This window comes from Desulfosarcina sp. (assembly GCF_055467485.1).
On sequence record NZ_JBUOIV010000030.1, the window covers coordinates 38,200 to 63,674 of the forward strand.

The 25,475-nt window shown below is 55.9% G+C and carries 21 protein-coding genes; 14 read left to right on the forward strand and 7 right to left on the reverse strand.

All coding sequences use genetic code 11. The features are described 5' to 3' along the window. Nucleotides 1–1,024: 1,024 nt before the first annotated feature. Nucleotides 1,025–2,047 carry a hypothetical protein gene (locus ACZCED_RS14900; RefSeq protein WP_462968693.1) on the reverse strand — a complete coding sequence of 341 codons (1,023 nt, stop codon included), beginning with the start codon at nt 2,045–2,047 and terminating at the stop codon, nt 1,025–1,027. A gap of 414 nt (nt 2,048–2,461) precedes the next feature. Here ACZCED_RS14900 and ACZCED_RS14905 point away from each other — a divergent pair, with 414 nt between their 5' ends. The 6 genes from ACZCED_RS14905 to ACZCED_RS14930 all read left to right on the forward strand — a co-directional run bounded on the left by ACZCED_RS14905 (nt 2,462) and on the right by ACZCED_RS14930 (nt 8,252). Next, nucleotides 2,462–3,043: a chalcone isomerase family protein gene (locus ACZCED_RS14905; RefSeq protein ID WP_462968694.1), complete on the forward strand. Its 582-nt coding sequence runs from the start codon at nt 2,462–2,464 to the stop codon at nt 3,041–3,043. A 3-nt stretch (nt 3,044–3,046) separates the two neighbouring features. Further along, a complete protein-coding gene (locus ACZCED_RS14910) occupies nt 3,047–4,435 on the forward strand; it encodes an MFS transporter (protein ID WP_464861110.1) in 1,389 nt (462 codons plus the stop codon). A gap of 5 nt (nt 4,436–4,440) precedes the next feature. Further along, complete coding sequence (locus tag ACZCED_RS14915; protein ID WP_462968696.1) at nt 4,441–5,241, forward strand: DUF1295 domain-containing protein; 801 nt, start codon at nt 4,441–4,443, stop codon at nt 5,239–5,241. Then, nucleotides 5,238–6,281 carry an SAM-dependent methyltransferase gene (locus ACZCED_RS14920; RefSeq protein WP_464861111.1) on the forward strand — a complete coding sequence of 348 codons (1,044 nt, stop codon included), beginning with the start codon at nt 5,238–5,240 and terminating at the stop codon, nt 6,279–6,281. Before ACZCED_RS14915 ends, ACZCED_RS14920 begins: the two co-directional genes overlap by 4 nt. Before the next feature lie 378 nt (nt 6,282–6,659). After that, entirely contained in the window at nt 6,660–7,535 is an 876-nt protein-coding gene (locus tag ACZCED_RS14925; RefSeq protein WP_464861112.1) for a PAS domain S-box protein, read from the forward strand. 42 nt (nt 7,536–7,577) lie between these two features. Then, nucleotides 7,578–8,252, forward strand: a complete 675-nt coding sequence (locus ACZCED_RS14930; protein ID WP_462968713.1) for a response regulator — start codon at nt 7,578–7,580, stop codon at nt 8,250–8,252. A 180-nt stretch (nt 8,253–8,432) separates the two neighbouring features. On the opposite strand, the gene ACZCED_RS14935 is transcribed toward ACZCED_RS14930, so the two are convergent. From ACZCED_RS14935 to ACZCED_RS14955, 5 genes are all read right to left on the reverse strand, one after another. After that, nucleotides 8,433–8,633 (reverse strand): cold-shock protein, encoded by a 201-nt coding sequence (locus tag ACZCED_RS14935; RefSeq protein ID WP_372681713.1) that lies wholly within the window; start codon nt 8,631–8,633, stop codon nt 8,433–8,435. Nucleotides 8,634–8,829: 196 nt separating this feature from the next. Beyond that, complete coding sequence (locus tag ACZCED_RS14940) at nt 8,830–10,101, reverse strand: class I SAM-dependent methyltransferase (RefSeq protein ID WP_464861113.1); 1,272 nt, start codon at nt 10,099–10,101, stop codon at nt 8,830–8,832. A gap of 16 nt (nt 10,102–10,117) precedes the next feature. Beyond that, complete coding sequence (locus tag ACZCED_RS14945; protein ID WP_462968701.1) at nt 10,118–10,885, reverse strand: DUF1365 domain-containing protein; 768 nt, start codon at nt 10,883–10,885, stop codon at nt 10,118–10,120. Beyond that, nucleotides 10,882–12,129 carry an NAD(P)/FAD-dependent oxidoreductase gene (locus tag ACZCED_RS14950; RefSeq protein WP_462968702.1) on the reverse strand — a complete coding sequence of 416 codons (1,248 nt, stop codon included), beginning with the start codon at nt 12,127–12,129 and terminating at the stop codon, nt 10,882–10,884. The genes ACZCED_RS14945 and ACZCED_RS14950 overlap by 4 nt, the downstream gene beginning before the upstream one ends. A 52-nt stretch (nt 12,130–12,181) precedes the next feature. After that, entirely contained in the window at nt 12,182–13,102 is a 921-nt protein-coding gene (locus tag ACZCED_RS14955) for an acyl-CoA desaturase (protein WP_462968703.1), read from the reverse strand. A 323-nt stretch (nt 13,103–13,425) separates the two neighbouring features. Between ACZCED_RS14955 and ACZCED_RS14960 the strand changes: the two genes are divergently transcribed. From ACZCED_RS14960 to ACZCED_RS14990, 7 genes are all read left to right on the forward strand, one after another. After that, entirely contained in the window at nt 13,426–14,868 is a 1,443-nt protein-coding gene (locus ACZCED_RS14960) for a DNA integrity scanning protein DisA nucleotide-binding domain protein (protein WP_464861114.1), read from the forward strand. A 360-nt stretch (nt 14,869–15,228) separates the two neighbouring features. Next, the gene (locus tag ACZCED_RS14965) at nt 15,229–16,047 is read left to right on the forward strand and encodes a transporter substrate-binding domain-containing protein (RefSeq protein ID WP_464861115.1); all 819 of its coding nucleotides are present in this window, start codon (nt 15,229–15,231) and stop codon (nt 16,045–16,047) included. Between the two features lie 112 nt (nt 16,048–16,159). Then, complete coding sequence (locus tag ACZCED_RS14970) at nt 16,160–16,963, forward strand: ABC transporter substrate-binding protein (protein ID WP_462968706.1); 804 nt, start codon at nt 16,160–16,162, stop codon at nt 16,961–16,963. Between the two features lie 361 nt (nt 16,964–17,324). Continuing rightward, nucleotides 17,325–19,007: a DUF6909 family protein gene (locus tag ACZCED_RS14975; RefSeq protein WP_462968707.1), complete on the forward strand. Its 1,683-nt coding sequence runs from the start codon at nt 17,325–17,327 to the stop codon at nt 19,005–19,007. Between the two features lie 18 nt (nt 19,008–19,025). Next, a complete protein-coding gene (locus ACZCED_RS14980; protein WP_462968708.1) occupies nt 19,026–19,691 on the forward strand; it encodes a DUF1345 domain-containing protein in 666 nt (221 codons plus the stop codon). A gap of 24 nt (nt 19,692–19,715) precedes the next feature. Beyond that, nucleotides 19,716–23,048: a hypothetical protein gene (locus ACZCED_RS14985; RefSeq protein ID WP_462968709.1), complete on the forward strand. Its 3,333-nt coding sequence runs from the start codon at nt 19,716–19,718 to the stop codon at nt 23,046–23,048. A gap of 17 nt (nt 23,049–23,065) precedes the next feature. Continuing rightward, nucleotides 23,066–24,466 carry a S8 family peptidase gene (locus ACZCED_RS14990; protein ID WP_462968710.1) on the forward strand — a complete coding sequence of 467 codons (1,401 nt, stop codon included), beginning with the start codon at nt 23,066–23,068 and terminating at the stop codon, nt 24,464–24,466. A gap of 57 nt (nt 24,467–24,523) precedes the next feature. Here the strand turns inward: ACZCED_RS14990 and ACZCED_RS14995 are convergent, their stop codons facing one another. Continuing rightward, complete coding sequence (locus ACZCED_RS14995; protein ID WP_464861116.1) at nt 24,524–25,081, reverse strand: hypothetical protein; 558 nt, start codon at nt 25,079–25,081, stop codon at nt 24,524–24,526. An 88-nt stretch (nt 25,082–25,169) separates the two neighbouring features. Here ACZCED_RS14995 and ACZCED_RS15000 point away from each other — a divergent pair, with 88 nt between their 5' ends. Beyond that, nucleotides 25,170–25,316, forward strand: coding sequence for a hypothetical protein (locus ACZCED_RS15000; RefSeq protein ID WP_464861117.1), 147 nt, complete (start codon nt 25,170–25,172; stop codon nt 25,314–25,316). Nucleotides 25,317–25,475: the final 159 nt, after the last annotated feature.

Sequence of the window (25,475 nt, forward strand, 5' to 3'; positions counted from 1 at the left end):
AGATCCCGATCATCCGTGGCAGTCCCTTTACCCATTTTTTTAGCGGTGGCAAATATCCTGTAATTGACGATGAGGCGGGCTTGTCAGGCGACAATTTAATTCGACAGACAGTATCCAGGGTACACCTTGCTACGGCGTATTTCTATTAAATTTGGATGGTTTCAGAAGATATTTGGATATTTTCAACTGTTTCAAGGGCACACTGGACCATTTGCTGACACGGACCCAATTTTGACGGTTCTCACTATTCGACCGTCTTTCCTTGGATCGGCGTCTATCCTGCCGGCCGTAAAAGAGTCCCTTGATCGAGAAAAGCCGTCGCCTGTCTTTTCCTGTCCTTCTTTCGATGAATGATCGATCGGTTCGTGGCATTGAATAAACCTCTGTCAGTCATTTTCGTTGGAATAGCAGCGCAGCGCCGGCAACTATCTCTGAGTTTCGGACGCTGGTAAAAACAAGTGTCTATCGACTATCTTTTGCCGCCATCCGATGTCTCATTTTTCGCCTGTTTTTTTTCCTTTTGTCTCTATCCGGGTCGAGCATGGTGTGAACCACTCGCCTGTCTTTTCCACTTCGCTCATCAAATTCTTTAGTGTCGCGTGGCGTTGGATGCGTATCTATTCTGTCTATCATTGGTTTATCCTCGCTGAATTCGGTTTTATTTCAAATTACCAGCGGCCTTTGCCAAAGGATGATCGCCGTTTAACCGCTAAACAGTGGTTTTTTAACAAGTTAATACCTGTCTAACTCAAATGCAATTAATGTGCAAATTTAAGAAAAAGCCACGTTTAATCAATAATATCGATTAGTAAAGGAATTTTTGTGTTTTGCCGGCAAGCAAGAAATTATGAATTAAATTTCATCATTCCGGAAAAAACTATTGAACATTCCCCGCGGCAGCGCTGCGCAGCAGCGTAATTAGGAAAATTAATTCCCATCCGCCCGCTATCACGGTTCAGTGTCCAGTATCATCGGATCTTCCCACCGGCTGATCGATTTGCGGAATCCTGGAAACGGTTTTGCTTCAGAAGCCTTGCTTCAGCCGCGTATTGATTTCCTCCGGGTAGGCCATGCACAGGGTTTCGTTGAACAGGTTGCGCAAGGCGCCGATGTCCGGGGTGCCCAGTTTCTGATTGAAAAAGGTGCGAGGTGAAAAGAGCAGGTGAAACCGGAAGTGATCGTCGCCCCAGGCGGCGGTAAAAAAATTCATATTGAAGCTGTAAACCCCCATCTTGTCGTATTCGACCATCAAATGAGCCAAACCGGTGGCCATGTCCAGGATGTCCTCGGCAGTGAGATCCAGGGTGCAGCGGGCATCTTCCGCCACTGCCAGGACATCGCCGGCAACCCCCATGGGGGCGAAAGCGGTCAGCCAGTGCGTGCGGCCGATCTGCCCCAGGTAGCGCTGGCCGGCATCCTTTTCTGCAGCCACCAGGTCGCCCCAGTAAGTGGAACCATGGGTGTCCCTGTAGTTGCGTGACGCGTCTATTTCCTGGCGCATGAGGTTGGGGGCGGTGGAAGTGGAGAAAACCTGCAGGTGGGGGTGAATCAGCGAACTGCCTGCCGGCGGCATGTAGTTCCAGTTGACGATGTGGTAGACCGATTCCGGGTGGCCGGATTGCGCCACGCGTCTGAAAAAGTCGAGGGCGAAGCCAAAGGCATCCGCCATATGGGTCGGGGTGAACGCCGTCATGGGGATGTAATGCCGGGGGCCGAAGGTGGCCACGGCACCGATGCTGTCGTAGGGGGCTATGTTGGGAAAAATGACCATGTCGTTTTTTTGCATGCGCCCCTCGGCAATGAGGTCCTTGGGGAAACTGGGGGTCACCTCGAGCAGTTTCTCCCCACAGAAGGGGCACCACGTTTCGGTGCCGGCCACGAGGGCGTCGAAATCCGGTTTTTCCCACTGCAGTTTCATGAAATGGCAAATCCGCGCGGTCCGGCCGGTCAGCGGATCGACGCGGATCTCGCTGGGGATGCGCCGCTCGGCCATCTCCTTTTGCGGATTGAGCATGACGGTCTCTTTCCTGATGGCCTCGAATTTCATGGCAACTCCTTTGAAGCCGCCTCACGGCAGTCCGTGATTCGGTTTTGCTATAGGGTTGACAGGATAAGCGGCTGCGGCGGACTGCTAAGGATAGGGAAGCGCCTTTGACGCAACGGCACCCTTCCATGGACCATAGAACCCAATGGTACAGGATGACCACAAATTTATATCCATGTCAATGCGTTGTATCCAACCCGGCCCGCCATTGCCTTTTCACGATGGTCGCTTTGGCCGGGCCGTCGTGATCCCCGACGGGTTAAGCGCAACCCGCCCGCGGCTCGATCTAAGTGGCAGTTTCATCCTATCAATGGCCACCGATTCTAATCGTATTGAAATATCCTTGCCGGCTGATCATTATTAGGTGACAGTGTTGATATGAAGGTGATGATGCGATCCTGAAAATGAGGTGACCGGATGAAAATCGACGATTTACTCAAAATGCGATTTGCTTATGCGCTGGTGATGACCCTCTTGCTTGCACCCCCGGCAGGCGCAACCGAAGTTGAAAACGTGGTTTTCGCCAAGCAAGTGGTGGTTGACCGACAGACCCTGGAGATCAAGGGCGCCGGCGTGCTCAGATACCTGCGTTTTATCAAGGCCTACGCGGGCGCGCTGTACGCCCCACCCGGGATTGCGCCAGAAGCGGTCCTTTCCGACACGCCCAAGCGACTGGAAATTGAGTATTTTTATTCACTCAAAGGCGAGGACTTTGGACCGGCCACCTACAAGGGGTTGTCGGAAAACCTTGACGCGGTGGAGATCGAACGGCTGCGACCACGAATCGACTACCACAACAGCCTATATGTGGATGTCCAGCCCGGTGATCGCTACGCCCTGACCTATATCCCCGGTGCCGGCACGGAACTGGCCTTAAACGGCAGGCCCATCGGAGTGATCGAGGGTGCGGATTTTGCAGCGGCCATTTTCTCCCTGTGGCTCGGGAAAAATCCCTATGACCGGCAATTCAAAAACGCCCTGCTGGGCCTGGACGGTTGAGCCATGCAAACTGCATCCTTCACAACGCGTTTGGCTTATGCGATGCCGGCCTTTGCCCTGGCGATTATCGGCATACCGGTCTATGTTTATATTCCCAAGTTCTATACGGACGTGGTGGGCATCGATATCGGCCTGGCGGGCCTTTTGCTGTTCGGCGTACGCCTTTTCGATGCTGTGACGGATCCGCTTATGGGAACCCTGTCCGACCGGACGCGTTCCCGATTCGGCCGCCGCAGGCCCTATATGCTGGCAGGCTCGGTGCTGATCGCCGTCGCCCTGATTTTTCTGTTCAATCCCCCCGAGGTATCGGTCACCTGGAGCACACTCTGGTTTGCCTTTTGGATATACGCGCTGTTTTTGTTCTGGACCCTGGTCACGGTTCCCTATGAGTCGCTGGGCCCTGAAATTACCTACGACTACAATGCGAGAACGGCCTTGTTTGCCTGGCGGGACGGTTTTCTGATCGCGGGCACACTGGCCGCCGCGGCATCTCCGGCGCTGGTGCAGGCCATCTTCCAGACCGGTGACGATGCGGCCGGCCAACGCAGTCAGTTTTTCTGGATTTCGGTGATCTACGCCCCACTGATCGTGGGCATGTGCGGATGGTGCGTCAGGGTCGTGCGCGAGCGGGAGTATGTTCCCACCGTTGCATCGGCAGTGGGCTGGCGAGACCTTCGAACCGTTTTCAAGAACCGGCCGTTCATGATCCTGTTGGCGGCCTATACCATCAGCGCCATCGGCAGCAACCTGCCGGCGACACTGATCCTTTACTACGTTCAGTATGTGCTCGGTTCAAGCCAGGCGGACGTATTTCTCATGCTCTACTTCGTGACCGGTATCCTCCTCCTTCCGGTCTGGGTCCGCCTGGCGCACCGCTTCGGCAGAAAGGAGACCTGGATTGCATCCATGGCGGTCAACACCGGAGCATTCATCGGCGTATATTTCCTGGGCCCGGGTGACACAGCCATTTACGGGATTTTGGTGGTGGTGTCCGGCATCGGGTTCGGCGCCACCCTGGCCCTCCCCTCTGCCATCCAGGCGGATGTGATCGATTACGATGAGCTTCGAACGGGCCGCCGCCGGGAAGGCCAGTATGTCGGGCTGTGGTCCATCGCCAAAAAACTGGCTGCCGCCGTGGGCGTTGGCGTGGGTCTGGCCGTTCTCGGCGCCGCCGGTTATACGCCCAACGTTCCTCAGAGTGACACGGTGCGCCTTGCCCTTCGTGTTCTCTATGCCCTGGTGCCTTCGGTTTGCAACCTGCTGGCCATCGCAATTGCCCTTTACTACCCCATCAGCGGAGACATTCATGGACGTATCCGGTCGGCCATCGACCGGCGACAGGCCGGCCATATCGTTATTGACCCGCTGAAACCCACAGAAACGATCGGATAAAGACGATGACCATGGAGAACTGGATCACTATACCGATGATCAACCTGGCCACCGTTGCCGCAATGATGACTGTGGGATGGGTTTTCAGTGTTTTGCGTCAGAATGTCACCATCGTGGACAGTCTGTGGGGCCTGGGATTCGTGCTGGTGGCCGGGGTCACCTATTGGACGGGTGACGGGTTCACCGGTCGCAGCCTGCTGATTCTGATCCTGACCGCCGGCTGGGGCTTGCGTCTCGCCGGCTATCTGACCTGGCGCAACTGGGGCCACGCGGAAGATCACCGCTACGGCCAGTGGCGCGAGAAAAGTGGACAGCGCTTCTGGTTGGTCAGCCTCTTCAAGGTGTTCTGGCTGCAGGCGGTCTTTCTCTGGTTCATCTCTCTGGTGTTACAGAAAGCGCAGTTATCCGCAGAGCCGTCCCGATTCACCGCGCTGGACATTTTCGGCACTCTGGTGTGGGCGGCTGGTTTTGTTTTCGAGTCGGTCGGGGACTGGCAGCTGGCCCGGTTCAAGGCCAATCCTGAAAACCGCGGTCGGGTCATGGACCAAGGGCTGTGGGCCTGGAGTCGCCACCCCAACTATTTCGGTGAGTTCTTGATTTGGTGGGGCTTTTTCCTGGTGGCCCTGGCGACACCGGGCAGCTGGTGGACCATTGTCAGTCCGCTTATCATTTCCGTGGTGCTCCTCAAAATGACCGGTGTGCCCCTGACCGAGGCGGCCCTCAAGTCCCGACGCCCCGGCTATGCGGACTACATAAAAAAAACCAGCACCTTTTTTCCGCGCCCCCCCAGAAAGGAGGTCACATGAAGTCGCTTATCGATCTGGCCGACCGGGCATGGCTTCCCGATGCATTGATCCGGATAGGTATCCGCCGGTTGAACAGGCTGCGCCTCAATCAGGAATCCGAGAGACATGGCGGCGACCGCTTGCAGGCGATCGCCGAGTTCATAAAAACGATGGGAACAAGTCCGGTGGCGCTCTCCACGGACGAGGCCAATGCGCAGCATTACGAGTTGCCGGCACCCTTTTTCGAACAGGTGCTGGGAAAACACCTCAAATACAGCAGTGGCTTCTGGAATCCCGGCATCACATCCCTGGACCGGTCAGAGGCAGACATGCTGGCGATCACCGCCGAACGGGCCGGATTGGCAGACGGCATGGACATTCTGGAACTGGGCTGCGGATGGGGGTCACTGACCTTGTGGAATGCTGCCAACTACCCCAACAGCCGCATCACGGCGGTTTCGAACTCCGCTTCCCAGCGACGTTTCATCGAACGCCGCTGCCGTGAACGGGGACTTTCCAATGTTCAGGTGATCACCGCCGACATGAACCAATTTTCAACCGACCGGCGCTTCGATCGGGTTCTGTCCGTGGAGATGTTCGAACACATGCGCAACTGGGAGTTGCTCCTGTCACGGATCGACGCCTGGCTCAAAGACCGGGGTCGGGTGTTCATTCACATCTTCACCCACCGCCGTTACGCCTATCCATTCGACACCCAGGGCTACGACAACTGGATGGGCCGGTATTTTTTTACTGGCGGGATGATGCCCTCGGATGACCTGTTATTCAATTTTCAACGGCATCTCGTTGTGGAAAAACACTGGCGGGTCAACGGCAGCCACTACCGCAAAACCGCCGATGCCTGGCTGGCCAACATGGACAGCAGAAAAGATGCAATCATGCCGATCATGACGGACATTTACGGCCAAAAGGATGCGGCGATGTGGTTTCAGCGCTGGCGGATCTTTTTCATGGCCTGCAGTGAACTGTGGGGATACGCCGATGGAGAGGAATGGTTGGTGTCTCATTACCTCTTGAAAAAAGCGACGGCGGGTAAATGACCGAAGCGCCGGGTCAAAGCCGATTGACCCCATGCGATTTGCAATTGGTTTGCATTTCTGCCGTTTGGCGGCGTGACAAGCGATGCGCACGATTCGGCGGGGTGTAATCTTATCGCAGGATCATATGGCCTGCCTGCCACGCCATTTATAGTTAGGCGGTTAACCTCGAAACCTCCCTGTTCCATGGTTTTACAATAAGTAAAAGCGTTCGATTGCACGGTTTAACGATATTTTCGTAACCCCTTGGCAAAAGTTCCACTACCAATTCAATTGTTGCAACGCCACCCGAAATAACAAGCCCGACCATCATCAGGTGCTGTCGGGTGCAATTTCTCAACCCTGCACGTGTTTCATCCAGCACGGTGCGGAACGTGGGCCGTGGCTCAACACCGGCATGGCCAATTGCTTCCCACCAGCGCGGAAGAGCGTTATCGGGATCTATTCGAAAATGCCAATGTGCTCATTCATAGAGTGACATCCGACGGTCGATTTGAGCATGTCAACAAAAAATGGATCGACACGCTTGGTTACACCACGGAAGACCTCCCACAACTTACCCTATGGGATATTATCCACCCGGATTATATGGACCATTGCAAGACCAGTTTTGAAACGATCTTTTCCGGCAATCCCATGGAAAATATGCAAGTCATGTTTATTACCAAAGATGGCAGGCCCATTTCCGTAGAGGGGAATGTCAGCTGTCACTGTGTAAATGGCGAGATTGTGTCTATACGCAGTATTTTCAGGGATATCAGCGATAAAAAACGGGCCGATGCAGAACGGAAAATTCTGGAAGCTAAACTCCAGCGTGCGCAGAAAATGGAGGCGATCGGAACCCTGGCCGGTGGCGTTGCGCATGATCTGAACAATATTCTTACCGGAGTTGTCAGCTACCCTGATTTAATCCTGATGCAGTTGTCGCCAGACAGTCCCTACCGCAAGTCGATTTCCAAGCTAAAGGAATCAGGTCTGAAAGCGGCAGCCATTGTAGAAGATTTGTTGACCCTGGCCAGAAGAGGGGCTGCGGTTAAAGTCATGGTCAATCTTAACCAGATCATTTTGGAGTACCTTGACTCGCCTGAATTTGAAAAACGAAAAGAGTTTCATCCTGATGTCAGCATTGAAACCGACCTCGAGACGAATGTATTCAATATCTACGGCTCGGGTATCCACTTGTCCAAAACAGTGATGAACCTGGTTTCCAACGCTGCCGAGGCGATCGAAAATAATGGTAAAGTTCTGATTTCATAACAAAACATTTATGTTGAAGTACCCATCGCAGGCTACGACACGATTGAAGAAGGCGATTATGTCCTGCTAAGCGTCTCCGATACTGGTGTGGGTATCTCACCGGAGGACAAAGATCAGATATTCGATCCCTTTTTTACCAAAAAGATCATGGGCCGGTCTGGCACCGGCTTGGGTATGACGGTTGTGTGGGGTACCGTAAAAGACCACAATGGATATATTGACGTTCGCAGCAGTCAGGAGAAGGGCACGCGTTTGATGCTCGATTTCCCCATCTCCCGTAAAGAATTGGCGGACAAGGCCGCCAGCCCGTTTATCGACGAATATCGCGGTCGAGGCGAGTCCGTATTGGTGGTGGATGATGTGGAGAGCCAATGGGAAATTGCCACGATGATATTGACACAATTGGGGTATTCGGTGGCTACGGCATCCAGCGGAGAAAACGCCGTTGCCTATATGCAGACCCATCAAGCGGATTTGCTTTTGTTGGACATGATAATGGATCCGGGCATGGATGGTTGCGAGGCCTACCCCCAGATTATCAAATCGCACCCCCGTCAGAAAGCCGTCATCGCCAGCGGGTATTCCGAATCTGGACGGGTCCAGGAATGCCAACGGCTCGGTGCCGGCCCTTATGTGAGAAAGCCGTATACCCTTGAAAAAATCGCCAGGGCCGTTCGCCAGGAGCTCGATCGAGATTTTTTAGGAACTGACGGATGACTATCATCATACCTTAGCTCCGCCGCGACCGGCTTGCTTCAATTTAAACGCTTCTGTTCCTCCCTGGCATCAATCTCTCTCTTTTCTTATGTAATTTCTCATCTGGTATACTTACAAAAAAGGGGGTATGCGGTTGCATCGCGCATACCCCCTTTTTTAATTTTGGTTCAGGCCGAAACCTTAGACAACCGTCACGTTGGATGCGGACGGCCCCTTGGGACCCTGAACGATCTCGAAAGTGACCCGGTCGCCTTCGTTGAGAGATCGGAAACCGCTTGAATTGATACCTGAATGATGGACGAACACATCCGGCCCATCTTCCTGCTCAATGAAGCCGTAGCCTTTGCTGCTGTTGAACCACTTTACTACGCCGTTAATCATGCTGGCACCCTCCTTTCAAAAAAATTCTCTTGCTTCATACATAAAGGGTGCCACTGGACGAACATGACCAACACCTTCATAACGAAACCGGCCCGCCAAACTGAAACGGACCTTCGATTGACGCAATAATAACACCACCATAGGAGAAATCAAGAAAATTGTTGGGTTTTCAAAAATTTTTGCACAATCCACCCTCTCAAATGCGGGGAAGCCTCCGAATATGCGGTTTGGAAAATACCATCTGGACGTTGCCGATGTACCGTTCCAGAAACCCCCCTTCGCAGTAGCTCAGATAATAGTCCCACATGCGGATGAACGCATCTTCGAAGCCCAGTTCGCGGACCTGGTCGAGGTTTTCGAAGAAACGTTCCCGCCACATCCGCAGCGTGGTCGCATAATGGGGGGTAATGTCCTCCATATGGAACAGCCGCAGATCGCTTGACCGGGACATGGCTTCGAGCAGTGCCGTCACCGAGGGGATGCAGCTGCCCGGAAAAATGTAGCGTTTGATGAAATCGACCGAATTTTTGTGCTGTTCAAATGCGTAGTCGGCGATGGTGATGGCCTGGATGGCCATGAGGCCGTCATCCTTGAGATATCCGGCGCAGGCCTGGAAAAAGGTATCGTAGTACTGGTGGCCCACGGCTTCGATCATCTCGATGGAAACCAGTTTGTCGTATTGGCCGGTCAGCTCGCGGTAGTCGGATTTCAGCAGATGGATGCGCCTGGATAGTCCTGCCGCCTCAATTTTCGCTTTGGCAAAGTCGTACTGCTGTTGGGAAATAGTGGTGGTGGTGACTTCACACCCGTATTTTTCTGCTGCGTGAAGGGCAAACCCGCCCCATCCGGTGCCGATCTCCAGCACGTGATCGTCGGGGCCCAGATCCAGCTTTCGGCACAGGCGGTCGTATTTGGCGATCGATGCCGCCTTCAGCGAACTCGCCGGCGTCTCGAAGATGCCGCTGGAGTAAGTCATGGTCTCGTCCAGAAACAATCGGTAGAAATCGTTTCCCAGGTCGTAATGGGCCATGATGTTCTCGCGGCTGCCGGTAGGCGTGTTCCTGCGCATCAGGTGAAAGATCTGGTTGACGGGACGCGAGAGCATGGTCCAGCCCTGATCCATCTCTCCGAACACCTGGTGATTCCGGACGATGATGCGCATCACGGCGGTCAGGTCCGCGGACGTCCAGTATCCGAGCATGAATGCTTCGCCCGCACCGATGCTGCCGCCAAAGGCGCAGAAACGGTAAAAATCCTCCCGGTGAACCTGGATGGTGGCCGACAGGTCGAATTCAGGGGTCTTGCGGCCGAAGGTTTTCACCGTTCGGCCGTCTTTCAGAGTCAGCCGGCCAAATTGAATCTTTTCCAGCATTGCCAGCACGAGACGGCGTCCGACGCCATTGATGGAACGCACAGGGCCGGAAATGGACAGACTTTTCTTTTTGGGTACAATGGTTGTTGTGGTCATACTGACACCTCCTATATCATTTCACACGCAGCTTCCGACCGGGGTGGTCATAAAATGGGGTTTGTTTGAGCTTCAGTTTGAGTGCCTGCCAATAGATCATGGCGACGACCTTGACAGTCATGGCCGGGTAAAGAATCAACAACCGGGTCAGATTCTGCCTGGTCATCGGCATCCGGGACAGGCTCAGGGTGGCGTCGAAAACCCGCTTGCCGTCTTTGAAATTCATCAGATGCACATTAAGGCGGTCCCCCGGAACCGAAAACCGCCAGTCGTAATCGATCTCCATGGGCATGTAGGGCGAAATGTGAAAGGCCTTCGAAAAACGGAACCGGCGCCACTTGCGATCCGGATGGATGTTGTTTGCATCATCCAGAACGTAAAGGTGGCGCTCCCCCCAGGGCGTGTTGGTGATCTCGGCCACAATGGTCTCCAGGCAGCTGTCGCTGCCGCCGTAAAGGAAATAGAATGTCACCGGGTTGAAGCAGTGGCCGAAGTAGCGCAGGTGGGTGAGCACGCGAATGGGTCCCGATGGCCGCAGGCCGGTTTTTTCTTCGACGCGGTCCCGTATCGCCCGATCCAACGGGATCTTGACATCGCCGAAATGGTCCCGCCGCCGGAAATAGGCCAGATTCACGCGGTCGACCGACCACAACGGGTGAATGGCCAACGCCCGCGACATTTCCGCAAGGTCCAGAAACATGAAGAAAATGCGGTACTGGAAGGCATTGACAACCGGCGTAAAGCGGCGGTGACGGATGCTGCCCCGGTAGATGGCGCTGTTCATGGCAGATCCTTTCCAAAAGCGCGGCACACCGCCAGTGCGCTGTTGACCCCGTCTTCGTGAAACCCGTATCCCCAATAGGCCCCGCAAAAAGACGTACGGTTCACGCCACTGATCTCAGCGTGCCGGCGGCGGGCGGCCAGGCTGTCAGGTGTGTAAATCGGATGGTGATAGACGAAATGGCGAATGACCTTGGCCGGATCGATGCGTTCGCCGATGTTCAGGGAGACGCAGAAGGTCTCATGGGCATCCAGGGTTTGCAGCATGTTCATGTTGTAGGTCAGGGCCACCCGGTCCGATGCCCGTTCGGGAGTCAGGTAGTTCCAGCTGGCCCATGCCTGCCGCTTGGAAGGCAGCACCGATGTATCGGTGTGCAGCACCACCTGGTTCTCCTGGTAGCCGATGCGGCCCAACACGTCGCGTTCGTTGACCGTTGGGTCGGTCAACATGGCCAGTGCCTGATCGGAGTGGGTGGCAATCACCACGTGATCGAAGTCGTCGACGCACCCGTCGACAGTCTTTATGCTCACCTTGTCCGGCGACCGGGTGACCGCCGACACCGGCCGGTTCAGTCGAATGCGGTCGGCGAATGGCCGGGTGATGGGCCCGATGTAAGTCCGGGAGCCTCCCTTGATGACCCGCCATTGAGGCTGATCGGAAATGTTCAGAAAGCCGTGGTTTTCAAAAAATTCGATAAAGTAGCGCGCCGGAAACTGCCGGAACGCACCCGGACCCGCCGACCAGATGGCCGCACCCATGGGGATCAGAAAATGGTCGATGAAGCCAGTACTGTAGTGATGGGCGGCAAGGTAAGTCTCCAGGGTGATCTGGTCATCTCTTGATACTAGGAGCTTGCGGGCCCCGCGCCGGAAACGCCAGGCATCGAACAGCATGCGGTAAAAATCAGGACGCAACAGATTCTTGCGCTGGACGAACAATGAATTGAAAGTGGTGGGGCAGAACACCAGCCCGCTCTTGGGATCCTGGAAGCTGAAACTCATCACCGAGGGCTGAGAGGCCACCCCCAGATGATCCATCAGCCGCGTGAAGTGGGGATAGGTCTTGTGGTTGAAGACGATGAAGCCGGTGTCCACCGGCCAATTGCGGCCGTTTGAATGAACATCCACGGTGGCGGTATGGCCGCCGATGGTGCTTTTGGCCTCATAGACCGTCACCTCGTGATCTTCGCTCAGCAGGTAACCGGATGTCATCCCGGAAATGCCGGTGCCGACAATGGCGATGCGCATAAACGATTCTCCCCGGCTGAAGCGGAAGGCAAAGGACCGGCCTTAGGCCGATTTATCCGGAGCGGAGCCTTTCAGGCAGCGGTCGCAAATCCCGAACGATGCCGACCCCTTCCAATAGCTTCAGCAGCAAATAGGTGATGTCGATTTCCCACCAGCGAAAGCCCTGGCGGGCCGACACCGCGTAGTGGTGATGGTTGTTGTGCCATCCTTCTCCCAGGGTGATCAGGGCTAAAAGTGCATTGTTGCGACTGGTATCCGGGGTGTCGAAACGCCGGGTGCCGAACATGTGGTCCAGGCTGTTGATCGTGCAGGTGGCGTGAAAGAGCACCACGGTGGAGATAAAAAACCCCCAGACGACCATCTGGCCGCCGCTGGTTCCCAGGTGCGGGGCCACCCGCTCCAAAAGGGCACCGATCAGGTAAAGGCAGAAAACCAGCGAAACGGGAACCATCGTGTCGAAACGGTTGAGCCAAACCAGTTCGGGAAAGCGGGTCCACTCGTTGACATATCGGTAGGGCGTCGCAAAGTTGGCGCGGGAGGTCAGCCATCCCATATGGCTCCACCAGAAACCGTGCTGGGAGGGGGAGTGAACATCCTTTTCCGTATCCACGAAACGATGGTGATGACGATGATGACCCGCCCACCACAGCGGCCCCCGCTGGGCCGACGCGTTGCCCAACACGGCAAAGACGAATTGCCAGACTCTTCCGACCTTGAAGGCTTTGTGGGCAAAATAACGGTGGTAAAAGCCGGTGATGGCGAACATGCGCACCAGGTAGAGGAGAAGGGAGCTCCACACGGCCACCGGGCTCCATCCGACCCACAGGACACCCAGGCAGGCCAGATGCAGCACGACAAACGGAAGAATTCTCGGCCAGTCAACGGTCTTATGGAATTCGCCCGGCTCGAGGTCTTCAATCCCGGCTTCCGAATCAATCCATCTCAATACCGCATACTTAAGTTCTTTGCCCATGGCTTCGACGCTCGCGTGTGGTTGTTGGGGACTGGAACCGTGCGGAAGGGGTTACGAAAAAATTTAATCTTCGCTCAACACCCTCACTATATAATTAAATGACCAATCGCCCCAAGTCAATTGTAAGGAATGGGGACGGGAAGGCAATGGGGAGTCATCGACGGCACACTGGTGGGTATAACCTATCAGCAAAACGGTTTCCAAAGGGTGCCGCCGGCAGCGGTCCGGCAGTCAATTGACAAAACCAATGGGGTCGACTAAGAATTTGGGCAGATGGTTTGCATGGTCCTTTTGCCGAATCAGAAAACCTACGGATCACCACCGTGACCCTCAACACCTTTACCTGCCACTGCATCGGCGACACCCTGGACGGCCTTCGTGACGGCCTGTCACACTTCTCGGGCCCCAGCCGGGCGGCCATGGTGTTTGCCATGGAAGCGGACAGCCCCATGTTTATCTTCGATCCCCAGAATCTTCTTTCCGGCCACGAACCCCGGCTGAAGGAATTATATGTGGATAACCAGGAATGGCGCACCCGTCCGTCTATCCATCGCGGCAGCCTGAAATACAGCCACATCATACCCGAAAAGAACCTTCAAATGACCGGACTGATCTCCTATGGTGGCCGATCCGGATCCGTCTGCTTCCAGATGTGGTTTACCGAACATCATCCGGACATGTGCAGCATCGGGCCCACCGAACGCTGGCTGGAACACGCGGCCTGGCGGTTTTCCCACGACATGGCCAGTGAAAGCACATTCTACACCGGCATCTCGGGCAGCTTTCTGAGGGAATACGCCACTCATGCCGTTCGCGACGATGTGGTCGACCGCATGAACGTCTTGCTAGGCTGGGATACCCGGCTGCGCATCTACCCCATCCTGGATGCGGTACTGGAACTCTCACGAACCCGTGAAGAGGGTGCCTGGCCGCGCGGGGATCTGGTTTTTGTGGAACCCCAGGCACTGGCCCACATCCCTTTTTTGGCCTATTTCTCCCCGTCCGAGCAGCCCACCATGGGAAACATCAAACACGTGCGAAAGCTGTTGGCCGCCGTCGAGGGGTCCAACCTCAAACTGGTATCCGACGGCCGCTGCGTGGCCGGAATCGCCGTCGACCGCCTGCCCGATTTCAGCATTACCGCCGATTTCAGGGGCGGGCACGGATTTCTGAATGTTGTCGACGACAGGGTTTGCAGTTTTGCCGACGGCTGCTACCAGTCAACCACCCGCCGGGCCAACCTGGTACACCTGGAAGAGGCGCTGCTGGAATCGGACCTCGATCCGGAAACCGGCAACAGCGTTTTGAAAATCATTGCCGCCCTGGTTCACCAGGCCGAAGACCAGAAGCACGGCGCCACCCTCGTCCTGGACCTGAATCCTTCGCCGGTGATCATTTCCGGTCAGTGCTTCGACCGCCCCCTGGACTTGCGGGAACCGGCCATCCTCGACCTGGCCAAATCTCTTTTCAAGGTGGACGGCGCCCTGCATATCGGCGCGGACATGCACCTGCACGGGTTTGCCTGCCTGCTTGACGGGCGGGCTATCGCGGGCGAAAACCGGGCCCGCGGAGCACGCTACAACTCGGCCCTGCGATTTACCGCCGAGCACGCGGATATCATCGTCGTGGTCGTTTCATCGGACCGGCCGGTATCCATCATTCAAGCTGGGGTTGAAGTCAGCGCTGCCTGTCAGTGGAAGCCCATGTCCTGCCGCATTGTCGAGCCGATCCGCCTGGACCAATGGGTGGCCCGCAATGGTGAGTAGACAGCAAGGTCATGAAGGAGCGAAATGAAAGGCTCCTGAAGCGCGAAGCATCCCTGAGAGCACCTGTTCGTAAATACGATGACGCACCGAGATTGCCGAGGCGCCCGGATCGCAAGACGGGAAAGCGCCAATAGCAGCGCTATTGACGCGCCGAGCAACGCGGCCAGTCGTGATGGATCGGCGATCAAATGCCATCGTATTTGTGAATAGGGGCACTACGCCAGCAGAAAGTGCCAGAAGCCGAAAACAAGATGCTCAAGGGATTGTTGCCCATCTGCTCCGTTTGGAGGAAATAAAACGTTGTCAGGAAAACCGTCAGATTCATTTCAACCAACGCTTACCATATTGAGGAGGAAAGCAATGAAACGGTTTAAAAATGATCTTTTGCTGGTACTCGTTCTTCTTTTTACCACTGCCTGTGCCCATACCAACAGTGGTCCCATGACCACCTCGAACCTGGACCGGATTGCCCAAAGCGGCGTGCTTCGCGTGGGCACGGCAGCCAATATGCCGCCGCTGAACATGCTGGACAAAGCCGGCGTGCCCATGGGCCTGGATGTGGATCTGGCCAGCTATATGGCCAGGGCCATGGGCGTCGAGCTGAGCCTGGTTATCAGGCCCTTCTCCGAGTTGCTGCCTGCACTGGAAGCAGGTGAAGTCGACATGGTCATCTCAGGCATGACCATCACCCCCGAACGTAACATGAAAGTGGCCTTTGCCGGTCCATACCACATCTCCGGAAAAGCCCTGTTGACCAAGTTCAAGTCTCTGGTAACCTCCGAAGACACCTCGAAGCTTAATTCCGAGGCATTTGCCTTCACGGCTCTGGAAAGCTCCACATCGGCAGATCTGGTCGAAGCCATGATGCCCAAAGCCCGGCTGGTCACCGCCAAGGATTACAATGAAGCCGTCGATATGGTTCTTTCCAACAAAGTCGACGCCCTGGTGGCCGATTATCATGTCTGCGTGCTGTCGCTGCTTCGCCACCCCAACGAAGGATTGGTCTCTCTGATCACTCCGTTCACCTATGAACCGCTGGGCATCGCCATGCCGCCTGGAGACGCCCAAATGATCAACTGGACCACCAATTTTCTCAACACCATGCGGGAGTCCGACGAGTTGATCAGGCTGAAAATCAAATGGATCGAGGATCCCTCATGGCTGTCGGATCTGAAGTAGTATCCTGATGTCGAACAGCAAGCAGGGGTAAACCGGAGGCCTTTGGGCGTACATCCGTTCATCCCATGTGCGCCCGACACCATTGACGATCACTAAAAAAAGGGACTGACGCATGACAACGATATTTCGTAAATCTATCCACCTGCTTGGTATCATCTTGGTTTGCAGCATGGTTCTGTGCGCCTGCGCCACGCCACCGTCACCGGTCATCGAGGCCGATCCGGGCATTTTGCGGGTGGGCGTTTCACCCGATTCGCCGCCGTTGATTTTCAAAAAGGATGATCGGATCGATGGACTGGAAGCCGATATGGCCCTGGCCCTGGCCGACTATCTTGGAAAGACGGCGGTTTTCGTCGAGGTTCGATGGGAGGATCAGATACCGGCACTGTTGGACAACCGCACCGACATCATCATGTCCGGCATGTCCGTCACTCCCGCGCGACAGTATGCAATCGCCTTTTCAAAGCCATACTTCAAGGCAGGCCTGATGATACTGGTGAAAAATCTTCAAAAGTATAATTTTATCAAGAATACGGAAACCGTCCTGGCGCAGTCCATTACCTGGCGGATGGGGGTGGTCAAGGGGACCACGGGAGAGTCGTTCACCAGGCAGAAAAATATCGGCGCCAAATCCATCGCTGCCTATGAAGACCAGCGAGAAGCCCTTAACGCCCTGGTCGCCGGGCGCATCGATGTCTTCATTCACGATGCACCCAATGTGCTGATGCTGGCGGCCCAGCACCAGGCCGATGGTGTTAAACCCCTGCCGGTCATGCTCAATGAGGAGTATCTGGCCTGGGGAATCGAAAAAGGAGATTCCGAACTGGTTAAAGCGGCCAACGCCTTCATCGACCAGGCCATGCAGAAAGGAACGATGCAGGCAATTATCAAGCGCTGGATTCCGCTGGCAGAGTGACCCGTTGTCCGGTAGTGCAGGTTGAGTTATCGTTCAGGCCGCCGGCCCACCCGATGGACGGTGCGTTGATCGCGGTTGCCTGAACACCTGCATCAGTCGGTTGGCATCGATACTGACAACCTGGCTTTCCGGCCCGTGAACGGCGCCGCGCTGCAGCCGTCCAGGATCGAGAAATGCGCGTTATCCAACCCGGGCCTGCGCTCGGCCGCACCCAGCCCCACGACCGATCTGCAAGATCAAAGACCGCGCCGCCCGTCGATCACGGTTCCCGCCGACTGGTTTATACCTATCCAACCCATCCCCGGATATGCTATAAAATGACGATCATTTCCGCCCAGAGCCAGCTAATGGAGGATGACCCGTGAGAGAGTTCACCAAAGCCCAGAAAGCCCGTCATGCCATTCGAGAATTCAAAACCCTGACCGACGCATCGGCTATCCGCGGTTTCTATCGTCCATGCGGGAAAATGGGCAAGGCGCTGGAGCAATGCCTGCGAAACCTGAGTCCGGAAATTTACGGCAGCATGAACGATCCCCGGATCGTGGAACTGAAAGGTCTCGAATACGTCATCGATCGCCTGCCCAAAGGCATCGAAGAGTGCAATCGCATCATCCTCACCGAGGAGGACCCGTTTAAAAACGAGGCGCTGAAGCCGATCATCCCCTTAAAGCGCCGGCGCACCTGCTACCGGGTGGGGCAAAACGAAATGTGTTTTGTGATCACCCGGGGTCTCAGCGAGATATATGACATTCTCACCCATATGACCTTTCTGGTTGTCGAGGCCCGCAAAATCCACAGCCGCATGACCGACGATTCGGGCAGCCTCACCATCGAATGGAGCGAACTGGACAAATCCGTTCGCCAACAAGAGCCGTTCTCCGATGCCGTTCTGGATCAGGCCCTGTGGAGCCTGAGCATTATTTTGGGCCGGCCCTACCGGGAAACCCGGGACACGTATCACTGCCTGGAGGCCAACAAAAAAAGCCATGGCAGCAACAACGGCCTGCTTCACCTGATTCACAGCCTGGGCCAGCGCATCGATGCCGAAAAAACCAACCGAAACGACGCCATCGTCGTCTACCTGACCCCATCGCTCATGCGCATCATCGGCCAGCAGGAGTACGAAAAAAAGTGGGCCTCGGATATCAAGGAGCAGTTGATCCGGCAGAACCTGCACCAGCGCCCCATCCACATTGTCAGCGCCAACCTTCACAGTGTTCTGAACGCCATATACGGCTATGCGGCACTGCGCAAAGCCGGGCAGCCACCCGGCGACAACCTGTATGACTTTTTCCATAACCTGCGCCAACACCAGGACGACATCCAACATTTCGCCGCGGCGCATGGTTTCTGGGAACTGCCGGACCGCTCCGGCGCGCACATCGACTGCCAGATCATCGATACCGGCCAGTTGAAGGGGGTGGAACTGCATCCGGAGCTCAACATCGTCGTGCCCGAAACGGCGCAATGCGCCCCGGTCATCCTGGTAATCGACTATGCCTTCGGGGCACAGGCCTTCGAAATCATGGAGAATCTGTTGGAATCCCACAGCAGAAACGGGTCCACGGTCGCCTTTGACTACAGCTCCATCTCCATCATGGGCAAGGCCGGTATCCTGACCGGCGACAAGGGGGACATCATGCTGGCCACGGCCCACGTTTTCGAAGGCACCTCAGACAACTACCGCATCGACAACGATCTCTCTCCATCGGATTTTCCCGATACGGAGAGCGTGTTCGTGGGCCCCATGGTCACCGTTCTGGGCACTTCGCTGCAGAATCGGGACATGCTGGAGAAGTTCCAGTCGGACTGGAAGACCATCGGGCTGGAAATGGAGGGCGGCCATTTTCAGCGGGCGATCAGCGCGGCCATCATCAAGGGCAACGCCCGTGAAGACATGCCGGTGCGCTATGCCTACTATGCCTCGGACAATCCCATTAAAACGGGAAGCACCCTGGCCGCCGGAGCCATGGGCAGGGAGGGCGTCAAGCCCACCTACCTGATCACCAAAGTCATCCTCGAAAAGATCATGGGCAGCCACTGAGCCGGAAAAACCAACGCCATGAAACTGAAAAACCTGCCGCGTAACAATATTGTCCTGCTGGTCTGCCTGCTGGCCCTGATCATCCTGTTCCCCCTTTTCAAGGAGAGGGATTCCCTGGTCAGGGACCTGCTTCTGACGGCCATTTTTTTCTCTGGCATTTTCTCGCTGGATTTCTCCACCAAATCGTTAAAGATACTGCTCCCGCTGGGAACGGCAACTGCAGCCACCACCTGGCTCGGCCATTTTGTAGAAAATGACGGGGTCTTCCTGGTCGACTTCATCACGACGTTTCTATTTCTGGCAGCCATCGTGGTATTGATGATCCGTCACATCGCCCGCAGCCAAAATGTAACCCCCACCATCATACTCAGTTCCATTAACGGATACCTGCTGATAGGCGTGCTCAGCGCGGTGTTGCTGGCCGTTTCAGATGTGGTGCATCGCTATGTTTTTTCTTCAGGAAGCCAGGCCATCATTTTCCCCGGTCAAAGCGTGCCGCAGTTTAACGATTACCTGTACTTCAGTTTCGTGACCCTGACCACCCTGGGCTATGGAGACGTAACCCCGGTCTCCCATCTGGCCCGGTCCATGACCATGCTCATCGCCATCACCGGCCAGTTGTACATGACCATCCTCATTGCCATGCTGGTGGGTAAATTTTTAGCTCGAGCCGAAGGACAATAGATGCGTCGCACCCGGAAGCTTTTCATGGTCAGTTTGATCTGCGCCGGCATCGTCATGGCCCTCTTGCTGACCGCCGTCCTGACCACCCACCTGCTGGCCAACCGCGACATGGTGAAATCGTTCATCATCAGCAAAACCGCGCAAGCCACCGGCGGCACCCTACTTTATGACCGCCTGGACATCAGCTTTCTTCCCCTGCCCCACCTCAAAGCCCGGGGCATTCATTTGCAAAAAAAGGATGCATTCGATATCACCGCGCAGGAGTTGTCGGTCTACCCCAGGCTCTTGCCCATCCTGAAAGGCCAGGTCAGCATCCGCCGGCTTGCCCTGGTTGACCCCGACGTCACGGTCCTTAAGGGTTCGGGCTCGATGAAAACGTCGGATTCGCCTAAAGGGAGGGGGGGCGTCTCCCTTGAAGATGGCGTTAAGACCGTCATCGGCGGCCTTTTTGGTGCCCTGGCGGCCATCAATCCGGGAACGGATCTGCAGATTGATGAGGGAACACTTACCCTGGCGTACACCGGTGCACCGAATTTTCGGATTACCGGCATCGATGCCGCTGTGGTAAATGAGGATGGCGACCTGTCGCTGAATCTGCACTGCCGATCAGATATTACCGGCCGATTGGACCTCAGTGCCATCGCCGACATTCAAACCATGCAGGCCAGCGGGAAAATTACCCTGACCGACATTAATCTGCGTCCCCTGCTGTTCCATGAATCCCTTCCCGGAGGCATCACCACCGAAGATACCCATGCAACGGTCAGCGCCACCTTCACCGTTGACGGGCCTGAAACGGTAAACGGCCGGTTTGACCTTCAGTTTCCCTTCCTGACGGTCATGCGCAAGGACCGGAAACTGAAGCTGGACACGGTCGCCATTTCAGGTGCCGTTGACTATGCCGGCAGAAACCTGTCCCTGACCTTAGACAATCTGCGGTCGGCCCAGCCGGCCCTGGAGCTCTCAGCCGCCGCCACATTCAAGCCGGCGGAAAATGAAGGCCGATCCGTTTTCGAGGTGCGTGCCGCCGCCAGCGGACTGGATGTGGCTGTCGCCGACACGGTCACCCGTGCCATCGCCGGTGACCTGGATGCGATCCGGACGGCTTTTTCCGTTGCCAGGGAGGGACACCTGACCGATACCACCTATTTTGCCGGATTCGATATCGATGAAAGCGGATGGCATCTGAAAAAAATGAAAGCGGCGGGCTACCTGTCCCAGGGTCTGGTCACCATTCCGGGCATCGAGGCCGATCTTGAACGCATGGATGGCAACGTAATCTACGAAGACCAGCACGTGGCATTCAAAAACATCAGCGGCCATTTCAAGGGCGCCACCTTTAAAAAACTGGAGGCCGCCATCGACTGGGAAAAGGAATCGACCCTCTCAATATCGAGCCCTTCGGTAGTAGTCGATACCGCCCCCCTGCACACGTGGCTCACCGGTTTTAAGGGGCTGGACAAGGCCAAGAATTATGTCGAAGCGGCCGCCGGAACCGCCCGAATAAATCGACTGGAAATCAACGGCCCACTCACGGAACCGGAAAACTGGACGTTCGAGATTGCCGGTACACCGGAGCATATCCGACTCACCAGTCCCTTGGTGCCTTTTCCTGTTAATCTCTCGGGTGGTCAGATCGTCTATATTCCCGGCAGGGAACGAGCAACGAACGTAACAGTTAAATTCCTGGACGGGTCCTTTATTTACTCATACCAATCCAAAGGCATCATCAATCCTGAATCCTTAGCATTGCGCATCGACGGGGCCATGGGACCGGCAGCGACCGCATGGCTGAGCACCCTGTTGCCCATCCCCAGGCACCTGCAGATGAAGCCGCCGGTGGAGTTGTCCGGTGTCAGCATCGTCTGGTCGAATAGCCGAATGCTGTCTTTCATGGGGCGGGTAAAGACTGCCGGCGGCGTCGACCTCTTTGCTGATTTCACTGCCTCCCCCCAGGACTGGCAGATCCGACGGATCCAGTTCGCCGACGGCAGTTCACGGGCAACCGCCTCCGGCCGCAAACAGGCCGATGGGATAGAGGTCAATTTTTCCGGCAACGTGGAGAAGAGCACCGCCGACAACCTTCTCGAAAACAACCAGACCTTGACCGGCCGCCTCGAGGGAGATTTTCGCGCTGCCATCAACACTAGTGCGCCGCTGCAGTCTTCATTTACCGGAAAACTGGCGGGCGAAGGGTTGCATTTCCTCGGTCTGGTACCGGTTCCCATCGACGTTCGGCAATTTTCAATCGACGGCAGCGGCGGCCGACTGAAGATCGAACCCTCGGAAGTATCGGTGTGCAACAGCCTGCTATCGATAGATGGGGTGGTGGACCGTAGCGACGGCAACCTGACCATTGATCTCAACGTTGACGCCGACCGCCTGGACGAGGAACTGATCCGAATACTCCTCTCCATGGACAAAGATAAAGCGGAGACGTCAAAGAAAGCAACGGCCGCATCGGCAATGACTCTGCGGGGAGCGGTTCACGTCAAGGCAAACGACTTCACCTACGGCGGGTTTACCTGGTCCCAGGTGCAGTCGGACATCCGTTTGGACGGTGACAACACCCAGGTTCAGATCAACCAGGCGGACTTGTGCGGTATTTCCACCACAGGAAAGTTGGGATTCTCACCCCTGGGGGTCAGTCTGCACATCACCCCGACGGCCACGGGCGCGTCACTCCAGGAGACGGCCAACTGCCTCTGGAACCGGCCGGTCAAGGCCGTTGCCCAGTATGACCTCACCGGTACAATCGACCTGCCGCCCACCCGTGAGAACCCGGTCCAAGATTTGTCCGGGCACGTGGAATTCTCATCGGACAATGGAAGGATTATGTATTCAAATGTGCTGATGAAAATCTTTTCCGTCCTCAACATTACCGAAGTGTTCACCGGTGGGCGATCCGATCTCACGGAAGACGGATACGGCTATACGAAAGCCTCTGTAAAAGCGCAAATCGATGGCGGGAAAGTGCTGCTCGAAGAGATCCTTCTGGATGGCAACTCGTTAAAAATCACCGGGCAGGGCCATATATCTCTGGATACCCGGCAAGCGGACATCACGCTGTTAGCGGCCCCGCTGAAGACAATTGACAGGATCGTCAATAAAATACCCATAATCAATTACATCGCCGGCGGCTCCCTGATTACCATCCCCCTTCAATTGACGGGACCGTTGACGGACATCAAGGTCAAACCAATCAGACCATCGGCGGTCGGCGAGGGGGTGCTCCACATCATGGAAAGAACCTTGAAAGCACCCTTCAAGCTGGTCCAGAGCGCTTCCGAATTCGCCGTCGAGGAATCGTCCAGAGAGATCCCCAAGGCAGCCAAGCCTGCCGCGGACATCCCCTAAAAGGCGAGGATACGTATATGAAATCGACCAAATCAATCCGTTGCTTTATCCTGCTCTGCCTGGTGCTGAACCCGCTTCTCCTTCAGGCAGCGGAACCCGTTGTGCGCCTCGACGGCGACCGGCTGACCCTCCAGGCCAGGGATACCCGCCTTTCGGAAATTCTGGAATTGCTTTCCGACCAGGGCATTCGCATTCGGATCGATCCGCGCATCAATCCGGAAATCACCGCGGCATTCAAGAACCGGCCCATCGGCGCCGCCATGACCAGCATTCTCAAATCCGTCGACTATGCCCTCATCTGGAGAAAAGAAAAGGCGTCCGTGGCCGGCGAGCCCCGGCTCTGGGAAATCCGAATCTTTTACAAGGGTCAGGAGGAACGGGCCCGGCTGCTGAAGAAAGGGGTAAACCTGACCGTGGTCAGCAATGGCGACGGCACCTATCACGTAAAGGACATCCTGCTGCTGCGGCTGGCGCCAACTGTCACGGAAGCCGCCCTGGCGGCGCTGCTGGATCAACTGGGCGCCAGCATCCTCGACGCATACGCCCCGTTGGGCATCGTCCGCCTGCGTTTGCCCCATGGCAGCGATGTGCCGGCGATCGCCGAAACGGTCGCCGGCTACCCGGGCGTTCAAACCGCCGAACCGGACCATGCCTACCCCCTGGAAGGCGGCCGTCAGACAACCCGGGCAGCGGGGTCCGCCTCTCCCCCGCCGTCGCCGCCCCCGTCAGCCGGCGCAACCTCGGTAGCGGTGATGGACAGCGGCCTGCGTTCTGATTACGAAAACAGCCCCTTCGTTCAGGCGGCCTACGATGCCGTCTCACCGGGCGCCGAAGTCGGCGACGAATTGGGCCACGGCACCCAGATGGCCCTGATTGCCGCAGGCGCGGTCAACCCCCTGGGAGCCGGATCGAATACGCCCGCCGGCAGCCCGGTGGTTGCCATCCGTGCGTTTGACGACAACGGATTTACCTCCACCTACACGCTGATGCGCGGCATCGACTACGCCATCGAAAACGGTTCCCGGGTCCTGAGCCTGAGTTGGGGGTCGGAAACGTCCAGCACACTGCTGGCGTCTGCCGTTCGCTATGCCGCCGACAAGGGATTGATTTTGGTGGCCGCCGCAGGCAATTCCCCCACGGGCAACCCGGTCTATCCGGCCGCTTACGACAACGTCATCGGCGTGGGGGCGCTGAACCCCAACGGTGACGCATGGGACCAGTCCAACTTCGGTGATTTCGTGGCCGTGTCCGCCCCGGGCCTGGCCGACCTGCCGGTGGGATACAAGGGCGATCCGGGCACCTATGCCGGCACCTCCATCGCCACCGCCTACACCGCCCGCCGCGTGGCGGCCATTTTAAACCGAAATCCCGATGCCGACCGGGCGACGATCTTAAAAATACTGGCTGAAGAAAATTGAACCATTAAACGGTGGGAATAAACGCAGGGAAACGATCATTACTGTTGACCGGAAAGTTCAAGATATATCGACGTCGATGTCCCCTCCATCGGTTTCAAAGCTCCGATATCGGTTAAACTGTCTGAGAAGCAGATTGGTCACACCGCTTTCGATAGGATTCCATACATTGCCACCCACAGGGGCGGATTGCAGCATGCCCCCTTTTAACTTGTAGTGAAATAACCCGTCTTTCGGGGCTGAGCCAATGGGTAATACATACTCTAACTTAAAATCGGTCCAGTTGTCATAGCCGCTTTCTTCAGCAAAATCATCTTTATCCGAATCGTTGCTGCCGGGCCGGTCAGTACCTGGCTTATAAGAGGTTGCGGAGTAGGCCCGTTGTTTCGGATAATGGCCAACCATTCCCTGGGCACTTATAAAGAAACGCTGTGCCCACGACGGACTGTAATCCCACATGCCGAGAAACAAGCCTACCGCATCGTCGAAGCTGCCAAAAGCGGTTGCCCCGAGAAGCAACTGCTCTTGCCCGTACCCTTTGAGTAACCCGCCCGCACCCATCGTAAAACCCATGCTGTCCGTTGAAAATGCATAGGGAAGAACCAGGGCCGATTTCAAACCTTTGAGTTTTCTTCCCGGATGGTTGTATTTTTAACATACGTACGCGGGCGTGCAAACGCTGCGGTTGCCAGGAGAATGCCGACTATTGCCAGAAAAAGAGCCTTTAGAAATTTCGATGGAATACCACACCCTACTCCTGTTTACGGTAGGTTTTGTGCAAATGATTCCAAATCAACAACTTGGACATTACGTAGCCGGTGGACAGGTTCCCGAATCAATTTTCAGTCTCTGACTGATTCACTACAGCCGGCGCTGTCACATCATGGGATTACCATATCATACGTGCCGATAGGGTTTCGGCGATGGGTCAGATCATGCACGGTTTGAAATAGACGGCACATACATGCCAACTAAGCGGGATTTTGCGTAGTTGGAGAGCACCAGATATTTT